We start from the raw sequence: 18,595 nt of genomic DNA on the forward strand, positions 1-18,595 counted from the left end.
CCGCGAGTGGGCTAAGGAATGTCAGCTTTTAGAGTCTTCGAGAAAATGACCGAACCGTTGGCGTTCCGCAGGCTCACGTTAAAGGTGTTGTCACTGCCGAGCTCCACGTGCCCGAAGTATTGGTTCTCGCCGTCGCGGGGTGACTCGCCCGGGAAACGCCCGGCCTTGGAGAACACTACTTCCGGCCCGAACGTCCCATCCATGTCGTTCGGCCCGAAGGAACCCGCGTTGATCGGACCGGCCACGAACTCCCAGAACGGATCGAAGTCCGTGAAGGACGCGCGTTCCGGAGAGTAGTGGTGTGCTGCGCAATAGTGCACGTCCGCCGTCAGCCACACCGTGTTTTTGATGCCGTACTTCTTGAACGCGCTCAACACCCCGGCGATCTCCAGCTCGCGGCCAAGCGGCGCACCGTTGTCCCGGTTGGACAGGCTCTCCTGGTTCACGGCACCATCCGGGACAACGATTCCGAGGGGAAGGTCGGCGGCGATCACCTTCCAGGTCGCCTTCGACTGCCGGACTTCCTTGATCAGCCAGTCCACCTGCTCCTGGCCCAGGATGTTGGTGGCGTATGGCTCCTTGCCGTCCGTGTTCGGCGACTTGAACGTCCGCATGTCCAGGCAGAAGATGTCCAACTGCGGGCCGCGCGAAATCTTCCGGTAGATGCGCGCGGGCTGGTACTGGCCGGCGTCGTACGTTCCAGGGCGCCAGAGTGCAGCGGAGTCCGCGATCGGCATGTTCTCCTGCCACGCCTGCCGGCCGCGCGCAGCGAGGACGTTCACACTGCGTTCGGTGTAGCGGGCGTCGTCCAGGATTTCGCCGGGGTACCAGTTGTTGGTGGTTTCGTGGTCGTCCCACTGGGCGATCACGGGCACTTCGGCGAACAGGGCGCGCATGTTGGCGTCCAGGGAGTTGTAGCGGTGGCGGCCCCGGTATTCCTTCAGGGTCTCGGCCACTTTGGCAACTTCCTCCGTGACGACGTTCCGCCACACCTGGCCGTCCTTTTCAGTGACAGTTTCGGCGATCGGGCCATCGGCGTAGATGGTGTCGCCCGAGTGGATGAAGAAGTCCGGGCGGGTCTGGTGCATGGCCCGGTAGCCGCGCATGCCGCCGATGTCCGGGTTGATGCCCCAGCCCTGCCAGGCGGTATCGCCGGTCCAGACGAAGGATTGCGAGTACGACGCCGGCCTGCCGCCACCGCGCGCGTCTTGCGTACCGCCGTCGTTGGCTTTGTTTGTCCCCGGCGCCGTGCGGAAGGTGCCTTGAAGCGCCTCCCCCGGGCCGCTCTCGTCCTCGAAGTTCAGCTCCAGCTTGAAGATGGTTCCGGCGGGAAGTCCCTTGGCGTGGATCTTCGCGGTGAAGTCGCTGGCTTCGCTTGCCAAAGGTCCCCGGATGGTTCGGCTGAAGCCGTAGCGGCCGCGGAGGATTTCTCCTGCGTCGTCGATGGCCCGGAGCGTGGCGGTGAGGCGACCCGGCCCAGAGGCGCGGGACCACAGGACGGCGGAATCGGTGGTGACATCGCCGGTGGCGATCCCCGTGGGGAGGACAAGTCGCTTGCGGACCAAGGGGATAGCATTCGGGGCGGCGTTCGCTGGGGTTCCGGCAGTGACGAGTCCGGCGAGGGTGAGGCCAGCGAGCGAGGACTTGACGAGGGTGCGGCGTGAAAGGTCAGTCATGCCGTCCACCCTTTCGAGCCGTTGTGAACAGCGGGTGAGGGTGGGGTGAAGGTTTGTTGCTCCACGCAGGCTGAACGAGCTCAAAGCGACTGCTCGATCAGCGCCAGCTGGGTGCCGTCAGGATCCACCAGGTAGCCTGCGCGAAGGCCCCACGGCTGCATCCTGACAGGGTGCAGCCTGGGCATGCCGGTGCTCATCACCGGCACACCTGAACGCTGTATGGCTTCGTAGAGCTCATCGACGTCAGCAACCCGGACGGAGCACATGAAGTTGCTGGTGAACGGGTCAAGGTCCGGGGCGGGAAAGAACTCCAGCTGCAGGCCGCCCCGCGTCAGGATCAGCCAGCCCTCATCGCGGAAAAGCCGTTCGAAGCCGAAGCCTCCGTAGAAGGCTTCGGTCACGTCGAAGTCCGCGGAGGGGAGGTTCGGTACGGCACGGTCAGGCAAGGGTGTCGGGACCATGGACCTATCTTGGCACGAGGGTCACCGCTTGCGAGCCGGTGTCGCTGAGAGCAGTCCTGCTGTCGCTGCGCTGGTGGTGGACAGGTTGTTGGCTGTTTCGATGACCAGATCCTGCATGGCCTGGGCGGCACGCGTGAGCGGTACGTCGCTTCGGTGCGCCAGGCTGATGGAGCGCGTGAAGCGCGGTGCGGTGAGCCGCACCGAGTGCAGGCCCGGCCTGTCCACCATGACCATGGCCGGGACCACGGCCACGCCCAGTCCGCGTTCCACGCAGCGCAGTACCGCATCCATCTCGGCACCCTCAAGGACAATCCGGGGAGTCAGGCCGGCCGCACGGAAGGCCTGTGTGGTGGTTGCCCGCAGTTCATAGTTTTCCTGGAAAGTGATCTGCGGCAGTTCGGCCAATTCGGTGAGCGTGAGTGTTTCGACGCCCTCCAGAAGATCGCTCCTGGCCGAGGAAATGACCACCAGTTCCTCGCTCAGGATTGGAAGCATTCCCAGGCTGGGTGCAGGAGTTGGCGCGTCCTCCGATGTGGTGACGAGGGCAAGATCCAGGGAACCATTGGCCAACTCCTCCAGCAGTCCCAGCGAACCGCCCTCAGACAGGTGCAACTCGATGCCCGGATAGGCGGAATGGAACGAGGTCAGGACCTCGGCAACGAGGCTGATGCACAACGTCGGGGTAGCGCCGAGGCGCACCCTCCCCCGCCTAAGCCCGGCCAACTCCTGCATTTCGAATCGAACAGTGTCGGCATCTGCCAGCATCCTGGTCGCCAGAGGCAGGAGCGCTTCCCCCGCAGCGGTCAGGGTGACGTTGCCCCTGATGCGATGGAAAAGGGCCGCTCCGAGGTCGGACTCAAGAGTGGAGATTTGCCGGCTCAATGATGGCTGGGCCAGATGCAGATACGCGGCGGCCCGGGTGAAGTGACCCATCTGGTGGACCGTCACGAAGCTGCGGAGCTGTTCAAGATTCACGCTCATAGCCTATGTGCATCAAGTTGAGCCAAACAATTCATTGGACTGATCAACACCTCGGTTTTTAGCATGAATTTATGAACACTTCCCCCACTGAAAAGCAGATCTCCACCACCGTCCTGGTTATTGGAACGGGCGGATCAGGACTCCGCGCTTCCATAGAACTGGCCGAAATGGGCGTCGACGTGCTCGCCGTCGGCAAGCGCCAGCGCACCGACGCGCACACCTCCCTTGCCGCCGGCGGCATCAACGCAGCGCTCGGCACCATGGATGAAGACGACAGCTGGCAGCAACACGCAGCAGACACCATCAAGGAAAGCTACTACCTCGCCAACCCCCACACGGTAGAGATCGTTGCCCGCGGAGCCGCACAAGGCATCCAGGACCTGGAACGCTACGGAATGGCCTTCGCCCGCGAGGACGACGGACGCATTTCCCAACGCTTCTTCGGCGCCCACACCTTCCGACGCACGGCCTTCGCCGGCGACTACACCGGGCTGGAGATCCAACGCAGCCTGGTAGCCCGGGCCCAGCAGTTGGAGATCCCCATCCTGGACGAGGTGTACATCACCCGCCTGCTCGTGAAGGATAACCAGGTCTTCGGCGCCTACGGCTTCGACCTCAACAACGGCACCCGCTACCTCATCCACGCCGACGCGGTGGTCCTGGCCGCCGGAGGTCACAACCGCATCTGGCGCCGCACATCCTCGCGCCGTGACGAAAACACCGGCGACTCGTTCCGCCTCGCCGTCGACGCAGGGGCAAGGCTCCGCGACGCCGAACTCGTACAGTTCCACCCCTCGGGGATCATCGAACCCGAAAACGCCGCAGGCACCCTGATCTCCGAAGCCGCACGCGGTGAAGGCGGGATCCTGCGCAACAATCTGGGCGAACGGTTCATGGAGCGCTACGACCCGGAACGCATGGAACTGTCCACCCGCGACCGGGTTGCCCTGGCCGCCTACACCGAAATCAAGGAAGGCCGCGGCACTCCCAACGGCGGAGTATGGCTCGACGTCTCCCATCTCCCCCGCGAAACCATCATGGACCGCCTGCCGCGGGTCTACCAGACCATGCTGGAAGTCCAGATGCTCGACATCACAACCACCCCGATCGAAATTGCGCCAACAGCCCACTACTCAATGGGTGGCGTTTGGGTACGCCCCGAGGATCACAGCACGGACGTGGCCGGCCTGTACGCCATCGGTGAAGCATCCAGTGGGCTCCACGGCGCGAACCGGCTCGGCGGGAATTCGCTCATCGAACTGCTCGTTTTCGGCCGGATCGTTGCCCAAGCAGCCGCCGGCTACTCTGCATCCCTCACGTCCCAGCCCCGCTCGGCCGAAGCCCTGGCCCAAGCCCGGGCGGAGATCGACGATCTGCTCGCCGCCGATGGCACCGAGAACGTACGGGCACTGCAGCGCGCCATCCGCAACATGATGACCGAACACGCCGGCGTCGTCCGGGACGAAGAAGGACTGATGACCGGCCTCGCGAAACTCGACGCCATCGAAGAACGCATGCAACACATCGGCGTCCACCCGGACCTCGCCGGTTTCCAGGACCTGGCCCACGCCTTCGACCTCAAAGCCTCGGCGTTGGCCGCACGCGCAACCCTGGAATCCGCCGTCGAACGCCGAGAAACCCGAGGCTGCCACAACCGCAGCGACTACCCTGGGATGGACGCCCAACTGCAGGTCAACCTCGTATGGTCACCCACCTCGGGCGTGGTTCGCGAAGAGATACCGGCCATCCCTGACGAGATCGCCGCCTTGATGAAGGAAGTTTCGACGGTGGGCAAGCTGGTGGAGTAAGCCGGACGAACCATCAGCGGTCAGGCACCGGTTTTCGCGACTTGGAAATTTAGCGCGGCGTGTCCACGAGATACCCATACCTCATAGTGCTCGCATCGTTCGTAAAGCCTGCGGTAGCCGATGTTGTCGCGGACCCAGATGATGGAGCCGTCTTCCGTGACCCCGTCAATGATTCCACGGACAACGGTCTTTCCTTCGCGGACTATTTCGGCGTCGGATCCGTCCAGAAAGGTCCAGTCATTGATGAGCCGGCCGGTGCTTTGCGTGGTGACTACCATTGCTGGCGTCCTTTCGGTTCTCCGCTAGGTCGGAATGGGTCCAGGGTTGCGGTTGAGAAGGGGCGGTTCCCGTCCGGGCCCGGAGCTCGTTGCCTGATCAGGCCATAACCGTCAGCTTTGACGCTCGCGGCAAGAATTGTGCCCGTGCCGCCTCGACGGTGTGTAGCAGCAGCAATGCCGTGGTGACGGATCCGACGCCGCCGGGTACAGGCGTCAAGGCCGCCGCTACTCCGGTGACGCTCGCTTCGTCGACGTCCCCCACCAGGGTGCCGTCGGGCAGGACGTTGGTGCCGACGTCGATCACTACGGTCTTTTCGGTGACGTGCGCGCCCGTCAGGAGGCCGGTGCGGCCCGCGGCGACAACCACGACGTCGGCCGGCCGGGTGTACGTCTCCATGGCGCCTGACTTGGAATGGCAGACAGTAACGGTTGCGTCCCGTTCCAGCAGCAGCAGCGCCAACGGCTTGCCCACCACGGCGGAACGCCCGACGACGGTCACGTTGCGGCCCGCTACCGGCACCTCAAAGTGCTCAAGAAGCTCCACCACCGCGCGGGCCGTGGCCGGAGCGAAAGCCGGCCGTCCCACAGCCAAGCGGCCCAGGCTCAGGGGATTGGCGCCGTCGATGTCCTTTTCGGGAGCGATCAGCCCCACCAGACTGTCAGCCGCAACCCCGGTTGGCAGGGGCGTCTGCAGGATGATGCCGTGCACCGAGGGCTCGGAGCTGAGGTCCTTCAAGACGCTCGTGAGGACCTGTTCCGTCGCATCGGGTCCAAGGTCCACGATCCGGCAATCGATGCCTGCCCTGTCTGCCGCCCGTTCGATTGAACGCACGTACCAGTGGGTGGACTCGTCATCGGTGGCCACCACCACGGCAAGGGTGGGGTGGATGCCTTCGTGTTGGGCCAACCGGGCCTGGTCCTGGGCGCGCTGCTGGATGAGGGAGGCCAGGCGCTTGCCGGAGAGAGTGGTGGTGTTCATGCGAGGATCCTTTCGCCTAGGTGCCGGCGTTGGAAAGTGCGGTGCCGCTGTGTGCGGCACCGCACATCTGGGTTCGGTTTGTCAGTGCGCGGCTTTGACGGATTGGGACTGGTCATCTTTCCCGGCGTCGGCGAAACCATGGAGGGCTGCGGAGTGCTCGGCCAGGACTCCGGTGCGGTGGCGGAGGCGCAGCCGGTAGAGCAGGAGCCCAGCGACGATGACGAATCCGACGAAGATGACACCACCCCATTGCAAGTACCACTCGAACGGCGGTACGGAGTTGTAGATTTCCTGTCGTGGCCAGATGAGGTTGACCGTCATTGCTGCTCCCCAGAGAACCGCGATGAGGTTGACGATAAAGCCCCACTTGCCGAGTTTGAAACCTGTTTCGGCGCCGTCTTGGATCGGCCATTTCTTCAGGAACCGGTTGCGGAGCATGGGCATGGTGACCAGCAGGTAGGCCATGTAGATCAGTACGATGCCGATGCTGGAGAGGATCGTGAAGATCGCCGGCTGGGAGATGTTGACGATCAGCGGAATGATGGCGAGCACACCGGTGGTGATGGACGCGACCGTCGGGGTTTTCCGGACCGGGTGGACCCTGGAGAGCTGCTTGCTGAAGGGCAGGTTGTTGTCCCGGGCCATGGCGAACATCATGCGGATGGCGGCTGCCTGGATGGCCAGGGTGCACACGATGATCGCCACGACGATGCAGATCAGGAAGGCCTTGCCGAAGGGTCCGCCGAGCACGGAAAGGATGATGTACTGCAGGCCGCCGTCTGCCTCACCGAGCTTCGGATCTGAGAGGTCCGGTGCGGCGAGGATGCCGAGGAAGAGCAGGGCCCCGCCGAGGACGAAGGACGCGGTGACGGCCCTGATGATGGCTTTGGGTGCGGTGCGCTTGGGGTCCTTGGTTTCTTCACCGAGGGAGCTTGCGGTGTCGAAGCCGTACATGACGTAGCCGGAGGCCATTGAGGCGATCAGGAACGCCCCGAAGAAGCCGAGAGGCTGGCCTTCGCCGAAGCTTTGGACATCGAAGAGGACCTCGGGTCCGTTGATGCTGTGGAAAGCCAGGGCTGCGACGAGGAGCACGGCTGCGATGAGTTCGACGAAAACTCCGGTGCTGTTGATGCGTGCGGTCAGCTTGACGCCGAAGGCGTTCACCAGGGTGGTGAAGGTGATCAGCAGTGAGGCCAGCAGCACGCCGTTGACGGCGAAGTCGAACGGTCCGGTGCCGTCGCCGATGATCTGGAAGCCGGACCAGATCTGCGGGAGGGTGATCTGCAGTGCCAGGGCAACTGCGCCAACGGTGACGATGGAGGAGATCAGTAGCAACCAACCAGCCATCCACGACGATGTCGCCGAGGACAGGCGCTTGGCCCAGTTGTAGACGGATCCGGCGACCGGGTATCGGCCGGCCAACTCGGCGAAGCACAGGGCGACCATGAGCTGTCCGACGAAGACCATCGGCCAGGACCAGGCGTAGGCCGGGCCGGCGGTGCCGAAGCCGAAGTAGAAGAGCTGGAAGACACCCGTGAGGATGGAGATGTAGCTGACGCCTGCGGCGAAGCTGGCGAACTTGCCGATGCTGCGGTCAAGCGTTTGGGTGTACCCGAATTCGTCGAGTCCACTCGTGTCTTGGTGTTTGGACATGTGAGTTTTCCTTGACCGGTTAGCCGACGAGGGCGCGGGTGTGGTCATTGAGGAAGACACCGTTGGGGTCGAATTCCTTGCGGACCTGGACGAAGGTGTCGTATTCGGGGAAGACCCGCTGCATGCGTTCGCGCGTCATGAAGTGGATCTTGCCCCAGTGCGGGCGGGCATCAAAGTCTTCCAGCAGGGCATCGAGGTCGCGCAGGTACGGCCAGTAGTTGGTGCCCGGTGCGCCGGAGACGGACAGGACGGTGGTGTCGCGCTTGTAGAACGGGGAGATGTAGCCTTCGTCGCCCTTCACCCAGCGGACTTCCAGCGGGTATTTCTGGTCCTTGTGGGTGGTGTGCAGCAGGTTCTGGACGGCCTTGACCGCTTCGAGGCCCTGCTCGGCCGGGACGTAGTACTCCAGTTCGTGGAATGGGATCATGTAGCCGCCGGCGTAAATGTTGTACGCGCGGTCCTTCCGTGCACCTTCGGTGGTGGAGAGTTCGGCCGGTTCGTTGAGGTTCGCGGCCCGGTACTTCTTGGTGTAGGTGCGGTTGATCATGGATTCACCGGCAGGGGTGGGCAGTTCGTACATTTCTGCCGAGCCGTTGTCCTGACACCAGATGAAGGAGTAGTGGCGGTTGTTGCGGATGTTCTCTTCCCAGTCACGCTCCACTTCATCCCACATCGGGTAGGTGATCTCTTCTTCGATGTGATAGGCCGGGGAGGCCTGGAGTTCGACCTCGACCATGATGCCCAAAGTTCCCAGGGCGACCTGCGCTGCCTTGAGCTCACGGAGCTGGTCTTCGCCGACCTCGATGATTTCGCCGTGGCCGTTGACGATCTTGGCCCAGCGCAGGGCCGAGGAGAAGCTTCCAAGCTCGATGCCGGAGCCGTGCGTTCCGGTAGCGATCGCGCCGGCGATGGCCTGCTTGTCGATGTCGCCTTGGTTGGTCAAGGACAGGCCCTTTTCCCACATCGGGGCTCCGACGTCGCTGATGCGGGTTCCGCCGTACATGCGGACGCGGTTGGTGTTGGTGTCCGCTCCGGTCAGGCCGGAAAGGAGCCGGAGGTCCATGAGGATCCCGCCGGTCTGAACGAGCGGGGTGAAGGAGTGACCGGCGCCGACGGCGCGGACGGGCAGTCCTTCCTTGATCGCGAAGCGGACGGTCTCCAGGACTTCCTGTTCTGTCTTCGGGCGGACGGTGAAGGCAGGGGTGCAGGACTGGTTGCCGCCCCAGTTGGTCCATGGGGTTTCCGTGTCATGGGTGATGGGGGGAAGGGGATAGAGCTGCTGAGGCATGTGAATGCTTCCTTCAGTTGGTCCGGGGCGGCGGCTTTGCCGCCCCGGAATTTTTGTTGCGGTGTCATCTGGGAGCTTTGGTGGTGCCCCCTGATGGTTGGGGTGTCCTTAGCGGGCGTGGTTGATCATCACGTGCTTGGTACGGGAGAAGTCCTCCAGGGCGTAGATGGACAGGTCACGGCCGTAGCCGGAGCCTTTGAATCCGCCCCAGGGCACTTCGTTGGCAAGGACCAGGTGGGAGTTGACCCAGACTGTGCCAAAGTGCAGCTTGCGGGGAACGTCGATGCTGCGGGCAGCGTCGCGGGTCCAGACCGAGGCGGCCAGGCCGTACGGGGTTTCGTTGGACCGTTTGATGGCTTCGTCCTCGTCGGAGAAGGTTTCGATGGTGACCACGGGGCCGAAGATTTCGTTCTGGCTTGCCTCGGCCCCGGCGGGGACGTTGGTCAGGACGGTGGGGGCAATGAAGAAGCCCGGGCCGTCGAGCGGGGCACCGCCGATGGCTGCGGTGAGGCCGTCCTTCTTCGCCCGTTCCAAGAAGCCTGCGACGCGGTTGAAGTGGGCTTCGGAGACCAGCGGGCCAATCTCGACGTCGTCTCCGGCGGTCGGGTCGCCAACGACGAAGGAGCGGACTTGCTCGACCAGCAGGCCGGTGAATTCTTCGGCGACGGATTCGTGGACCAGGACCCGGCACGCGGCACCGCATTCCTGGCCGGAGTTGTAGAACGCTGCCGTGCGCAGGGACTCGGCGACGGCGGCCAGGTCGGCGTCGGCGAAGACCACAACGGGTGCCTTGCCACCGAGTTCCAGGTGCACCCGCTTGACGGTGTCACCGGCTGCGGCGGCGACGGCCTTGCCGCTGTTGACGCTTCCGGTCAGGGCAACAAGATCAATGTCAGGGTGGGTTGCCAACCGCTCCCCCACGCCCGGGCCCAGGCCGGTGACGATGTTGAAGACACCGGCAGGCAGGACGTCGGCGATGATCTCGGCGAGCTTCAGGGTGGTCAGTGGTGTCTGCTCGGAGGGCTTAAGGACCAGGCTGTTGCCGGCGGCCAGGACCGGGGCGATCTTCCAGGCTGCCATCAGCAGCGGGTAGTTCCACGGGGTGATGACGCCCACGACACCCGCGGGCTCGCGGAGAATCACGGAGGTGTGGTCCGCGGCGTAATCGCCCGCGGCCAGCGAGGTCAGTGCGCGTCCAGCGCCGGCCATGAACCGGAACGTGTCCACGGAACCGGCGACATCGTCCAGGGACGTTGCCAGTGGCTTGCCCGTGTTCAGGGACTCCAGCCGTGCCAGCACGTCACCGTGCTCTTCGATCCTCTCGGCGACGCTCAGCAGGACTGCGGAGCGTTCGGCCGGCGTCAGCTCACCCCATGGGCCCTGCGCACGCCGTGCGGCGGTCACGGCCACGTCAACGTCCCCGGCGGTTCCCTCGGGCACGTCGCAGATCAGACGCCCATTGGCTGGGTTGACCACCGGTGTCCGGCCACCGGATTCCCCATCGACAAAAGCTCCGTCGATGAAATGCTGCAGCGGCGGAAACTCATCCTTCGCGACGAGTTCGGCGTCACTGCCGCGGCGTACGGCTGTGGTGGTAAGCGTGGCGTTCATAGTTTTCAGACTCCGTTGCAGAACAGCTAATGGTTTGGATCACGACCCCCTGTGGGGACTGTCACACTTAAAAGATAATAAAGTACATCTTAAATTCAATAGCTGGACGGAAACTTTTTTGAAAAACTTTTGGACAAGTCCGCTGACCTGCGGAAACGCTAAGATGTCGAGCGCCCGACGGCGGCGCGCCCGTGGAGGTTGCGAGGTGGGCACGCCGTCAAGCGGGCATGCCAAGGTCCACTGAGAGACACGGGAGCGCCCTGGCGAGCCCTGATTTGGTCAGGAAAAGTTGGGGGGTAGGGAAGCTACTGTTGCTGGTCCATGACCAGCAGGGTCCACGGAAGAACGTCGTACTTCTCTGGCGCTACGAGCACAGTTTCCGTTGCTTCATCGACGGCGGCGCGGGTGCCGATCACCAGGCGTGGTGAGTTCGAGGCGATGATGCGTCCGTTTCGGCCCACCAGGGCCAAGGGAGGCTCCGGGGTCCGGACGGCACGCAAAAAGATTCCTTCCAGGGTCGACAGCGAAAGGTCGCACCCCAGCACGTGGGTTCCATGGCTGGTCAGGGCCGGCACAGTGAGGGTGACGGTATTGACGTCGATTCCTCCCATGTCGATATACGGGCCAACGGCGATTGGATGCCCTGCTGCGGCCGGGACTTTGAACCAGTCCCTGGTGGCGTAGTCGTAGTAGCGGATGGATCCGGGGTTCAGGTCGTGGCCGATGAATTTCGGCTGGCCGTTGGGCTGCATACGCCACCATTCCAGCCAATACTCGGCGTCCCCCAAGGAACCAGGAGCATACGCGATCCCGCCTCCCTCAATGAGAGGGCTGTTCTTGACCAGTAGCTCTTCGAAGAGTGGCTGAAGGAAAGAGAACTGGGTACTTTCAGGAGCGTCCGGCATGTGCGCGGCTGCGGCGACCAGTTCCGCTTCGAGAACCTGAAGTTCGCCGAAGACCCTGTCGATACTGGTGGCAACGGCCAGCGCCGTGCGCTGCAGGATCTCGTTCAAAGAGTCGGCCGTCATGCATCCTCCTCGGACACCATGAGCATCTGAAGGTGCTGTTTGATGATGCGTTCCATCTCGCTGTTACTGTGCAGCTCCGCGGCCGCAGCTGCCGCCACCGGGTCATGCTCGGCAATGCAACGGAGAATGTCCGCGTGTTCACGTGTTGCCTCTGCCACCGCCGAATCAGCGTCCTGCTCGATCCACAAGAAGCTGGACAACTCAGCCTGGATCTGCAGCATCGCCGCGGTCAGGCGGCTTGATTGTGCCGCGACTCCAAGGGTCACATGGAAGCGCGTGTCAGCCCGGCGCCGCTCCTGGGCAGTAGTGCTTCGATCGAACCGGGCAGCAAGCCCGGCCAAATATTCAATGTCCTGGTCATCAGCCCGCTGGGCAGCCAGCTTGGCCGAAGCCGCGGCCACTGCGCCGCAATGATCCCACATGTCCCGCAGGTCCTCAGTACTGGTCTTGAGGAGTTTTTCACGGATGTCCTCCGCCGACGGTTCCTTGGGCTTTTGGACAACACTGCCGCCGGAGCGCCCACGGCTAGTGGTGATCACACCCTTCATCCGGAGCGTGTTCAGCGCCTGCCGCAGAGTAATAGATGAGATTCCCAGCTCTGCTGAAAAAACCGACTCGCGGGGCAATCTCTCGCCCTCACCAAGGATTCCCATGGCGATGGCGGTCTCCAGCATGTAAGTGACCTGCTCAGTCCGGCCCATGCCATCTGGCTCACTGCCTCGAAGGAGCAGCAACAGCCTGATCGCTGAAGGCGATACCGTAAGGTCTTCGCTAGGTCCGGACTTCACACCCACCAGCCTACTGGACCAAAAATTTAGAGTTTAGTTTATTGCCGTTGTTACCAGGTTTTACAAGTGGGACTCGGACGCCTCATCGACGATGCTCTCCCACCCACCCGCCTTATTCGACGCCGACCCAAAGTGCGCGCCCGGCAGCCTAGGCAATAGTGTGGCCTCATGGGGAAGAATGCCTTGAACAACGGTGCGCAGAATAACGGCGAACAGCTGGACAAGCAGTCCCGCATCCTCGACGCAGCCATGGAGCTGCTCTCGCGCCACGGCATCGCCGGAGTGAGCATGCGGGCAGTGTCCCGCGAAGCCGGAGTGGCCCTGGGCCTGGTGAACTACTACTACGACGACAAAACGAGCCTCATCCGCGCGGCCCTGCGCCGCGTGGATGAGGACGACCTCCTCCTCGTCGCAACAAACCCGGACGCAGATCCCACCGATCAACTCCGCCAGGCCCTGCGCCGCGTCGCCGGCCCAGACCTGCTGACCACCCCTTACCTTTCCCTGCGCCTCCACCTCTGGGCCCTGGCCCAGGCCGACGAGGGCTACGCGGAAATCAACGCTGCCGCCTTCGACCGCTACCTCGACGGCGTCGCGACCTTGATCAACAACGCCACACCCGAGCTTTCCCGGGAGGAATGCCGGGACCGCGCCGCTGACGTCGTCGTCATCCAAAACGGCATGTGGCTGACCTCCTTGCTGGGCATAGACAAGGGCGCTATCCAGCGCAGCATCGCCCGCACGGAGGAAATCGCCTTCGCCCCGGCGCGCGACGCCAAGTAGCTCGCCACAAGTCTCCTCACGAGGCAGAGTCACAAACACGCGTATTGATATATCTCGCCTCAAAACGCTTGAACGATCGTTCAAAGTGGTTTAGTGTTCTTTTATGACTTAGGACACACCTATTCCGGGCCGGCAAACCACCCGTCCAGTTTCAATCCTTTGCAAAGTCGTCAACGCTGAACCAATCCGCATAACTCAACACACCGGACAGCACCGCGCCACCCGCCAGCCCCGCGCCTTACAAGGCGCAGCTGCGCTGTACCCAAAAACGCCGCGCCGGAACCTCGACACCGACCCCTGAAACACCCGCCCACATTTGAACACCGGGCCCAATTCCTAGGGAGATCCATGCCAAAAACGCTTTTCATCAACGGCTCATGGGAGGCAGCTGCCTCCGGCGCCGTCCGCGAAATCCGCAACCCCGCCGACGGCGAACTGGTCGTCACCGTATCCGAGGCCGGCAGGGAGGACACCGAACGCGCCATCGAGGCCGCACGTGCGGCCTTCGATTCCGGGATCTGGCCGGGCACACCCGCACCGGAGCGCGGCGCCTTCCTCCTGAAGGTCGCGGCCGGGCTGAGGGAACATCGGGAAAAGTTCGCCCGTGCCGAATCGCTGGACACCGGCAAGCGGATCATCGAGAGCCGGATCGACATTGATGACATCGCCGCCTGCTTCGAGTACTTCGGCAGGATCGCCGGTCAACAGGCGGGCAGACTGGTGGATGCCGGCAACGCGGACGTCGTCAGCCGGATCGAATACGAGCCGGTGGGTGTCTGCGGCCTCATCACCCCGTGGAACTACCCCCTCCTGCAGGCCGCGTGGAAGATCGCCCCGGCACTGGCAGCCGGATGCACCTTCGTGCTCAAGCCGTCGGAGCTCACACCCTCCACCAGCATCCTCGCCATGCAGCTCCTCCAGGACCTGGGACTGCCCGACGGCGTCGCGAACCTCGTGACGGGACCCGGCGCCCAGGCGGGTGCACCGCTTTCGGAACATCCCGCCGTCGACCTTGTCTCCTTCACCGGCGGCCTGGAAACCGGCAAGCGGATCGCCGCGGCGGCGGCCGCGACGGTCAAGAAAGTAGCACTGGAACTGGGTGGCAAGAACCCCAACGTGGTCTTCGCTGACGCGGACTTCGACGCCGCCGTCGACAATGCCCTCAACGGCGCCTTCGTCCACTCCGGGCAGGTCTGCTCGGCGGGTGCCCGGCTGGTGGTGGAGGAATCAATCGCCGAGCGCTTCGTCAATGAGCTGGTCCGCCGCGCCGGAAGCATCCGCCTGGGCGGCCCGTTCGACGATGAAGCCGAGACCGGACCGCTGATCTCCGCGGCCCACCGGAACAAGGTCCACGCCTACGTCCAGCGGGGCCTCCAAGAGGGCGCGCGGTTGAGGACCGGCGGTGCGCCGGTTGCAGGCGGGACGTACGACGCCGGGTTCTACTACCAGCCCACCGTCCTGGACCGCGTCACCCGGGGAATGTCCGTGGTCACCGACGAGGCCTTCGGGCCAGTAGTGACGGTGGAGACGTTCCGGACGGAGGACGAGGCCGTGGCCACAGCCAACGACACGATCTACGGACTGGCCGGTGCCGTGTGGACGCAGGATGCAGGCAAGGCACAACGCGTGGCAAAGCGGCTTCGGCACGGCACGGTTTGGATCAACGACTACCACCCCTACCTCCCCCAGGCCGAATGGGGCGGTTTCGGGCAGTCCGGAGTCGGCCGGGAACTCGGCCCCACGGGACTGGCCGAGTACCAGGAAGCCAAGCACATCTACCAGAACACCAGCCCCCAGGTAACCGGCTGGTTCGCTGACCACGGCAAGGAGAACTAGATGCACTTCGACAACATCGAGAACCTCGGCGAGCGCGCGTTCGACTACGTCGTGATCGGCGGCGGGTCAGCGGGCGCCGCCATAGCTGCAAGGCTGAGCGAGGATCCGGACGTGTCAGTGGCCCTCGTCGAGGCTGGCCCGGACGACCGGAACCTGCCCGAAATCCTCCAGCTGGACCGCTGGATGGAGCTGCTGGAATCCGGCTACGACTGGGACTACCCCATCGAGCCACAGGAGAACGGCAACTCGTTCATGCGGCACGCCCGTGCCAAAGTCATGGGCGGTTGCTCCAGCCACAATTCCTGTATCGCGTTCTGGGCTCCCCGCGAGGACCTGGACGAGTGGGAAACGAAGTACGGCGCCACGGGGTGGAATGGCGACGCCGCGTGGCCACTGTACAAGCGCTTGGAAACGAACGAGGACGCCGGTCCTGATTCCCCGCACCACGGAGACTCGGGCCCTGTGCACCTGATGAACGTGCCGCCGGCAGATCCTTCCGGAGTCGCACTGCTGGATGCCTGCGAGCAGGCAGGCATTCCCCGGGCGAAGTTCAACACGGGCACCACGGTGGTCAACGGAGCCAACTTCTTCCAGATCAACCGCCGCTCGGACGGCACCCGGTCCTCCAGTTCGGTGTCCTACATCCACCCGATCATCGAGCGACCCAACTTCACGTTGCTGACCGGCCTGCGGGCCCGCCCACTGGTGTTCGACGCGGACAAGCGCTGCACCGGCGTCGACGTTGTTGACTCGGCGTTCGGCCGCACCCACCGGCTCGCCGCACGCCAGGAAGTGATCCTCTCCACGGGTGCCATCGACTCCCCCAAGCTGCTTATGCTTTCCGGCATTGGCCCGGCCGCACATCTCGCGGAGCACGGAATCGAGGCCTTGGTCGACTCTCCGGGAGTGGGCGAAAACCTGCAGGACCACCCCGAGGGCGTGGTGCAGTTCGAGGCAAAGCAGCCCATGGTGCAGTCCTCCACCCAGTGGTGGGAGATCGGCATCTTCACCCCCACCGAAGACGGCCTGGACCGTCCCGACCTGATGATGCACTATGGCTCGGTCCCGTTCGACATGCACACCGTGCGCCACGGCTACCCCACCACGGAGAACGGCTTCTGCCTCACCCCGAACGTCACCCACGCCCGTTCCCGCGGCACGGTTCGCCTGCGCAGCAGGGACTTCCGCGACAAGCCGATGGTGGACCCGCGCTACTTCACGGACCCCGAAGGCCACGACATGCGCGTCATGGTTGCGGGCATCCGCAAGGCCCGGGAGATCGCCGCGCAGCCCGCGATGGCTGAATGGACTGGCAGGGAGCTCTCGCCCGGCATAGACGCGCAGACGGACGAGGAATTGCGGGATTACATCCGCAAGACCCACAACACGGTGTACCACCCGGTGGGCACGGTCCGTATGGGAGCGTACGACGACGACATGTCACCTTTGGATCCCGAGTTGCGGGTCAAGGGGGTCACCGGCCTCCGGGTCGCCGATGCGTCCGTCATGCCCGAACACGTCACTGTCAACCCCAACATCACCGTCATGATGATCGGCGAACGGTGTGCTGATCTGATCCGGTCCGGCCGTCTTCACGCCAACGGCGCAGCCCTCGAACGGGAAAAGGAGGATTTCTCGCCTTCGTATGCCTAAGCGCCAAGCCCGGCGGGGCTGTTCCTGCCGGGCACAACCACCACAGCAATCTTCGATTCGCCGCGCCCCAGGGCGGCCGATCCCATCTTGCTTTCCTGATTAGGAGTCCACCATGGAACCCATCAAGAGTAATGATTCAAGCGGCATGGACGAATTTGGCTACACGCAGACCCTGGACCGCAGCATCGGCAAATTCGCCAGTTTCGCGGCCGGTGTCAGCTATATCTCCATCCTTACCGGTGTTTTCCAGCTGTTCTATTTCGGCTTTTCCATGGCCGGACCGGCTTACGCCTGGTCCTGGCCCATCGTCTTCGTAGGCCAACTCATGGTTGCCCTCTGCTTCGCCGAGCTTGCCGGCCGCTATCCGGTGGCCGGGTCGGTCTACAACTGGGCCAAACGGCTTTCTTCCGGGACCCCGTCCTGGCTGGCAGGTTGGCTGCTGATGTTGTCCTCCATCATGGCCTTGGGATCTGTAGCACTGGCGCTGCAGATCACCCTGCCCCAACTTTGGTCCGGCTTCCAGTTTGTGGGCGACGGCACCGGACCCTTTGATTTCGCCATGAACGGTGTGGTTCTGGCGACGATCATGATCACCATTTCCACGCTGATCAACGCGTTCGGCGTCAAGCTCATGACGCGAATCAACAGCATCGGCGTTTTCGTGGAGCTGATTGCCGCGGTGCTGCTGATCCTGGCGCTCGGCTGGCATGTGGTCCGAGGTCCGGAAGTCTTCTTCGACACGGCCGGCTTCGGTGAAGGCCACGACCTCGGCTTCTTCGGCGTCTTCCTGATCGGTGCCATGGCCTCCGGTTACGTCATGTACGGGTTCGACACCGCCAGTTCCTTGGGCGAGGAGACCAAGGACCCCAAGAAGACGGCACCGAAAGCGATCATCCGGGCGGTCACGGCGTCCTTCCTCCTGGGCGGATTGATCCTGTTGTTCGGCATCCTGGCAGCACCGGACCTCACCGACCCCAAGGTGGGCGCAGCCGACGGCGGGCTCCAGCACATTGTGCTCGGTGTCCTCGGCGGGCCTTTCGGCAAGGCGTTCCTGGTGTGCATCGTAGTCGCCGTGGTGGTCTGTACGCTGGCCGTCCACGCCGCCGCGATCCGCATGATGTTCGCCATGGCCCGGGACAACAACCTCCCGTTCAGCCGCCAGCTCAGCAAGGTGGACCCGGTCCGCCGGACGCCCACCGTGGCAGCCATCGTGATCGGCGTGCTGGCCGTGATTCCGCTGCTCATCAACGTGATGCAGCCGGCCATCTTCACCATCCTGTCCAGCATCAGCATTGTGCTGATCTACCTGTCGTACCTCCTGGTCACGGTTCCACTGCTGCGCAAGCGGTTCCTGAAGAAGTGGCCGATCGCGGACGCACCCGGCTCCGAGTCCGGTTTCTCCCTGGGGAAGTGGGGCCTGCCGGTGAACCTCCTGGCCGTGCTGTGGGGCGCTGCCATGACCATCAACCTCATCTGGCCACGGCAGGAGATCTACAACTCCGTGCCGCCTTTCGAGTGGTACCTGCAGTGGGGTGGAGTGATCTTCGTGGCCGCTGTCACCGTGGGTGGGGCCCTCCTCTACCGACTGAAGATCCGGCACCAGACAGGCATCCTGGCTGAGCACGCCGCGAACGTGGCAGCTCATCCATCCTCGGGCGCGGAACCACAGCCGGCTGCCTCCGGCGCAGGTGGCGAGGGCGCAACCGCTGCCTGACCGCGGCACCCGGCCACCCGCCGTCGTACCTTCGCGAGCGGTACCTCAACGACGAGCG

At 63.8% G+C, this 18,595-nt stretch carries 15 protein-coding genes; 5 read left to right on the forward strand and 10 right to left on the reverse strand.

The window, feature by feature from the left end; genetic code table 11:
• Window positions 1–11 precede the first annotated feature (11 nt).
• From HMI59_RS24130 to HMI59_RS24140, 3 genes are all read right to left on the reverse strand, one after another.
• Entirely contained in the window at window positions 12–1,676 is a 1,665-nt protein-coding gene (locus HMI59_RS24130; protein ID WP_193594433.1) for an alkaline phosphatase, read from the reverse strand.
• 80 nt (window positions 1,677–1,756) lie between these two features.
• Complete coding sequence (locus HMI59_RS24135) at window positions 1,757–2,122, reverse strand: bleomycin resistance protein (protein ID WP_370583605.1); 366 nt, start codon at window positions 2,120–2,122, stop codon at window positions 1,757–1,759.
• Window positions 2,123–2,158: 36 nt separating this feature from the next.
• On the reverse strand, window positions 2,159–3,118 hold the full coding sequence (locus HMI59_RS24140; protein WP_193594435.1) for a LysR family transcriptional regulator: 960 nt from the start codon (window positions 3,116–3,118) through the stop codon (window positions 2,159–2,161).
• Between the two features lie 71 nt (window positions 3,119–3,189).
• Here HMI59_RS24140 and HMI59_RS24145 point away from each other — a divergent pair, with 71 nt between their 5' ends.
• Entirely contained in the window at window positions 3,190–4,926 is a 1,737-nt protein-coding gene (locus HMI59_RS24145) for an L-aspartate oxidase (protein ID WP_193594436.1), read from the forward strand.
• Between the two features lie 20 nt (window positions 4,927–4,946).
• On the opposite strand, the gene HMI59_RS24150 is transcribed toward HMI59_RS24145, so the two are convergent.
• The 7 genes from HMI59_RS24150 to HMI59_RS24180 form a co-directional block, all read right to left on the reverse strand.
• On the reverse strand, window positions 4,947–5,204 hold the full coding sequence (locus tag HMI59_RS24150; protein WP_193594437.1) for a hypothetical protein: 258 nt from the start codon (window positions 5,202–5,204) through the stop codon (window positions 4,947–4,949).
• Between the two features lie 97 nt (window positions 5,205–5,301).
• The gene (locus HMI59_RS24155) at window positions 5,302–6,183 is read right to left on the reverse strand and encodes a bifunctional 5,10-methylenetetrahydrofolate dehydrogenase/5,10-methenyltetrahydrofolate cyclohydrolase (protein ID WP_193594438.1); all 882 of its coding nucleotides are present in this window, start codon (window positions 6,181–6,183) and stop codon (window positions 5,302–5,304) included.
• Between the two features lie 81 nt (window positions 6,184–6,264).
• Window positions 6,265–7,836, reverse strand: a complete 1,572-nt coding sequence (locus tag HMI59_RS24160; RefSeq protein WP_227471731.1) for an APC family permease — start codon at window positions 7,834–7,836, stop codon at window positions 6,265–6,267.
• Between the two features lie 19 nt (window positions 7,837–7,855).
• On the reverse strand, window positions 7,856–9,124 hold the full coding sequence (locus HMI59_RS24165; protein WP_193594440.1) for a D-arabinono-1,4-lactone oxidase: 1,269 nt from the start codon (window positions 9,122–9,124) through the stop codon (window positions 7,856–7,858).
• Between the two features lie 108 nt (window positions 9,125–9,232).
• Entirely contained in the window at window positions 9,233–10,735 is a 1,503-nt protein-coding gene (locus tag HMI59_RS24170; RefSeq protein ID WP_193594441.1) for an aminobutyraldehyde dehydrogenase, read from the reverse strand.
• 305 nt (window positions 10,736–11,040) lie between these two features.
• On the reverse strand, window positions 11,041–11,763 hold the full coding sequence (locus tag HMI59_RS24175) for a hypothetical protein (protein ID WP_193594442.1): 723 nt from the start codon (window positions 11,761–11,763) through the stop codon (window positions 11,041–11,043).
• Window positions 11,760–12,464: a FadR/GntR family transcriptional regulator gene (locus HMI59_RS24180; protein ID WP_193594443.1), complete on the reverse strand. Its 705-nt coding sequence runs from the start codon at window positions 12,462–12,464 to the stop codon at window positions 11,760–11,762. The genes HMI59_RS24175 and HMI59_RS24180 overlap by 4 nt, the downstream gene beginning before the upstream one ends.
• 255 nt (window positions 12,465–12,719) lie before the next feature.
• On the opposite strand from HMI59_RS24180, the gene HMI59_RS24185 reads away from it, so the two are divergent.
• The 4 genes from HMI59_RS24185 to HMI59_RS24200 all read left to right on the forward strand — a co-directional run bounded on the left by HMI59_RS24185 (window position 12,720) and on the right by HMI59_RS24200 (window position 18,537).
• Window positions 12,720–13,334: a TetR/AcrR family transcriptional regulator gene (locus HMI59_RS24185; RefSeq protein ID WP_193594444.1), complete on the forward strand. Its 615-nt coding sequence runs from the start codon at window positions 12,720–12,722 to the stop codon at window positions 13,332–13,334.
• A gap of 348 nt (window positions 13,335–13,682) precedes the next feature.
• On the forward strand, window positions 13,683–15,170 hold the full coding sequence (locus HMI59_RS24190; protein ID WP_193594445.1) for an aldehyde dehydrogenase family protein: 1,488 nt from the start codon (window positions 13,683–13,685) through the stop codon (window positions 15,168–15,170).
• Window positions 15,171–16,823, forward strand: coding sequence for a GMC family oxidoreductase (locus HMI59_RS24195; protein WP_193594446.1), 1,653 nt, complete (start codon window positions 15,171–15,173; stop codon window positions 16,821–16,823).
• A gap of 112 nt (window positions 16,824–16,935) precedes the next feature.
• Window positions 16,936–18,537, forward strand: a complete 1,602-nt coding sequence (locus HMI59_RS24200) for an APC family permease (protein ID WP_193594447.1) — start codon at window positions 16,936–16,938, stop codon at window positions 18,535–18,537.
• The last annotated feature ends 58 nt before the right edge of the window (window positions 18,538–18,595 follow it).

It is taken from the genome of Paenarthrobacter sp. YJN-5, from assembly GCF_015040095.1.
GTDB classification, from domain to species: Bacteria; Actinomycetota; Actinomycetes; order Actinomycetales; family Micrococcaceae; genus Arthrobacter; species Arthrobacter ureafaciens.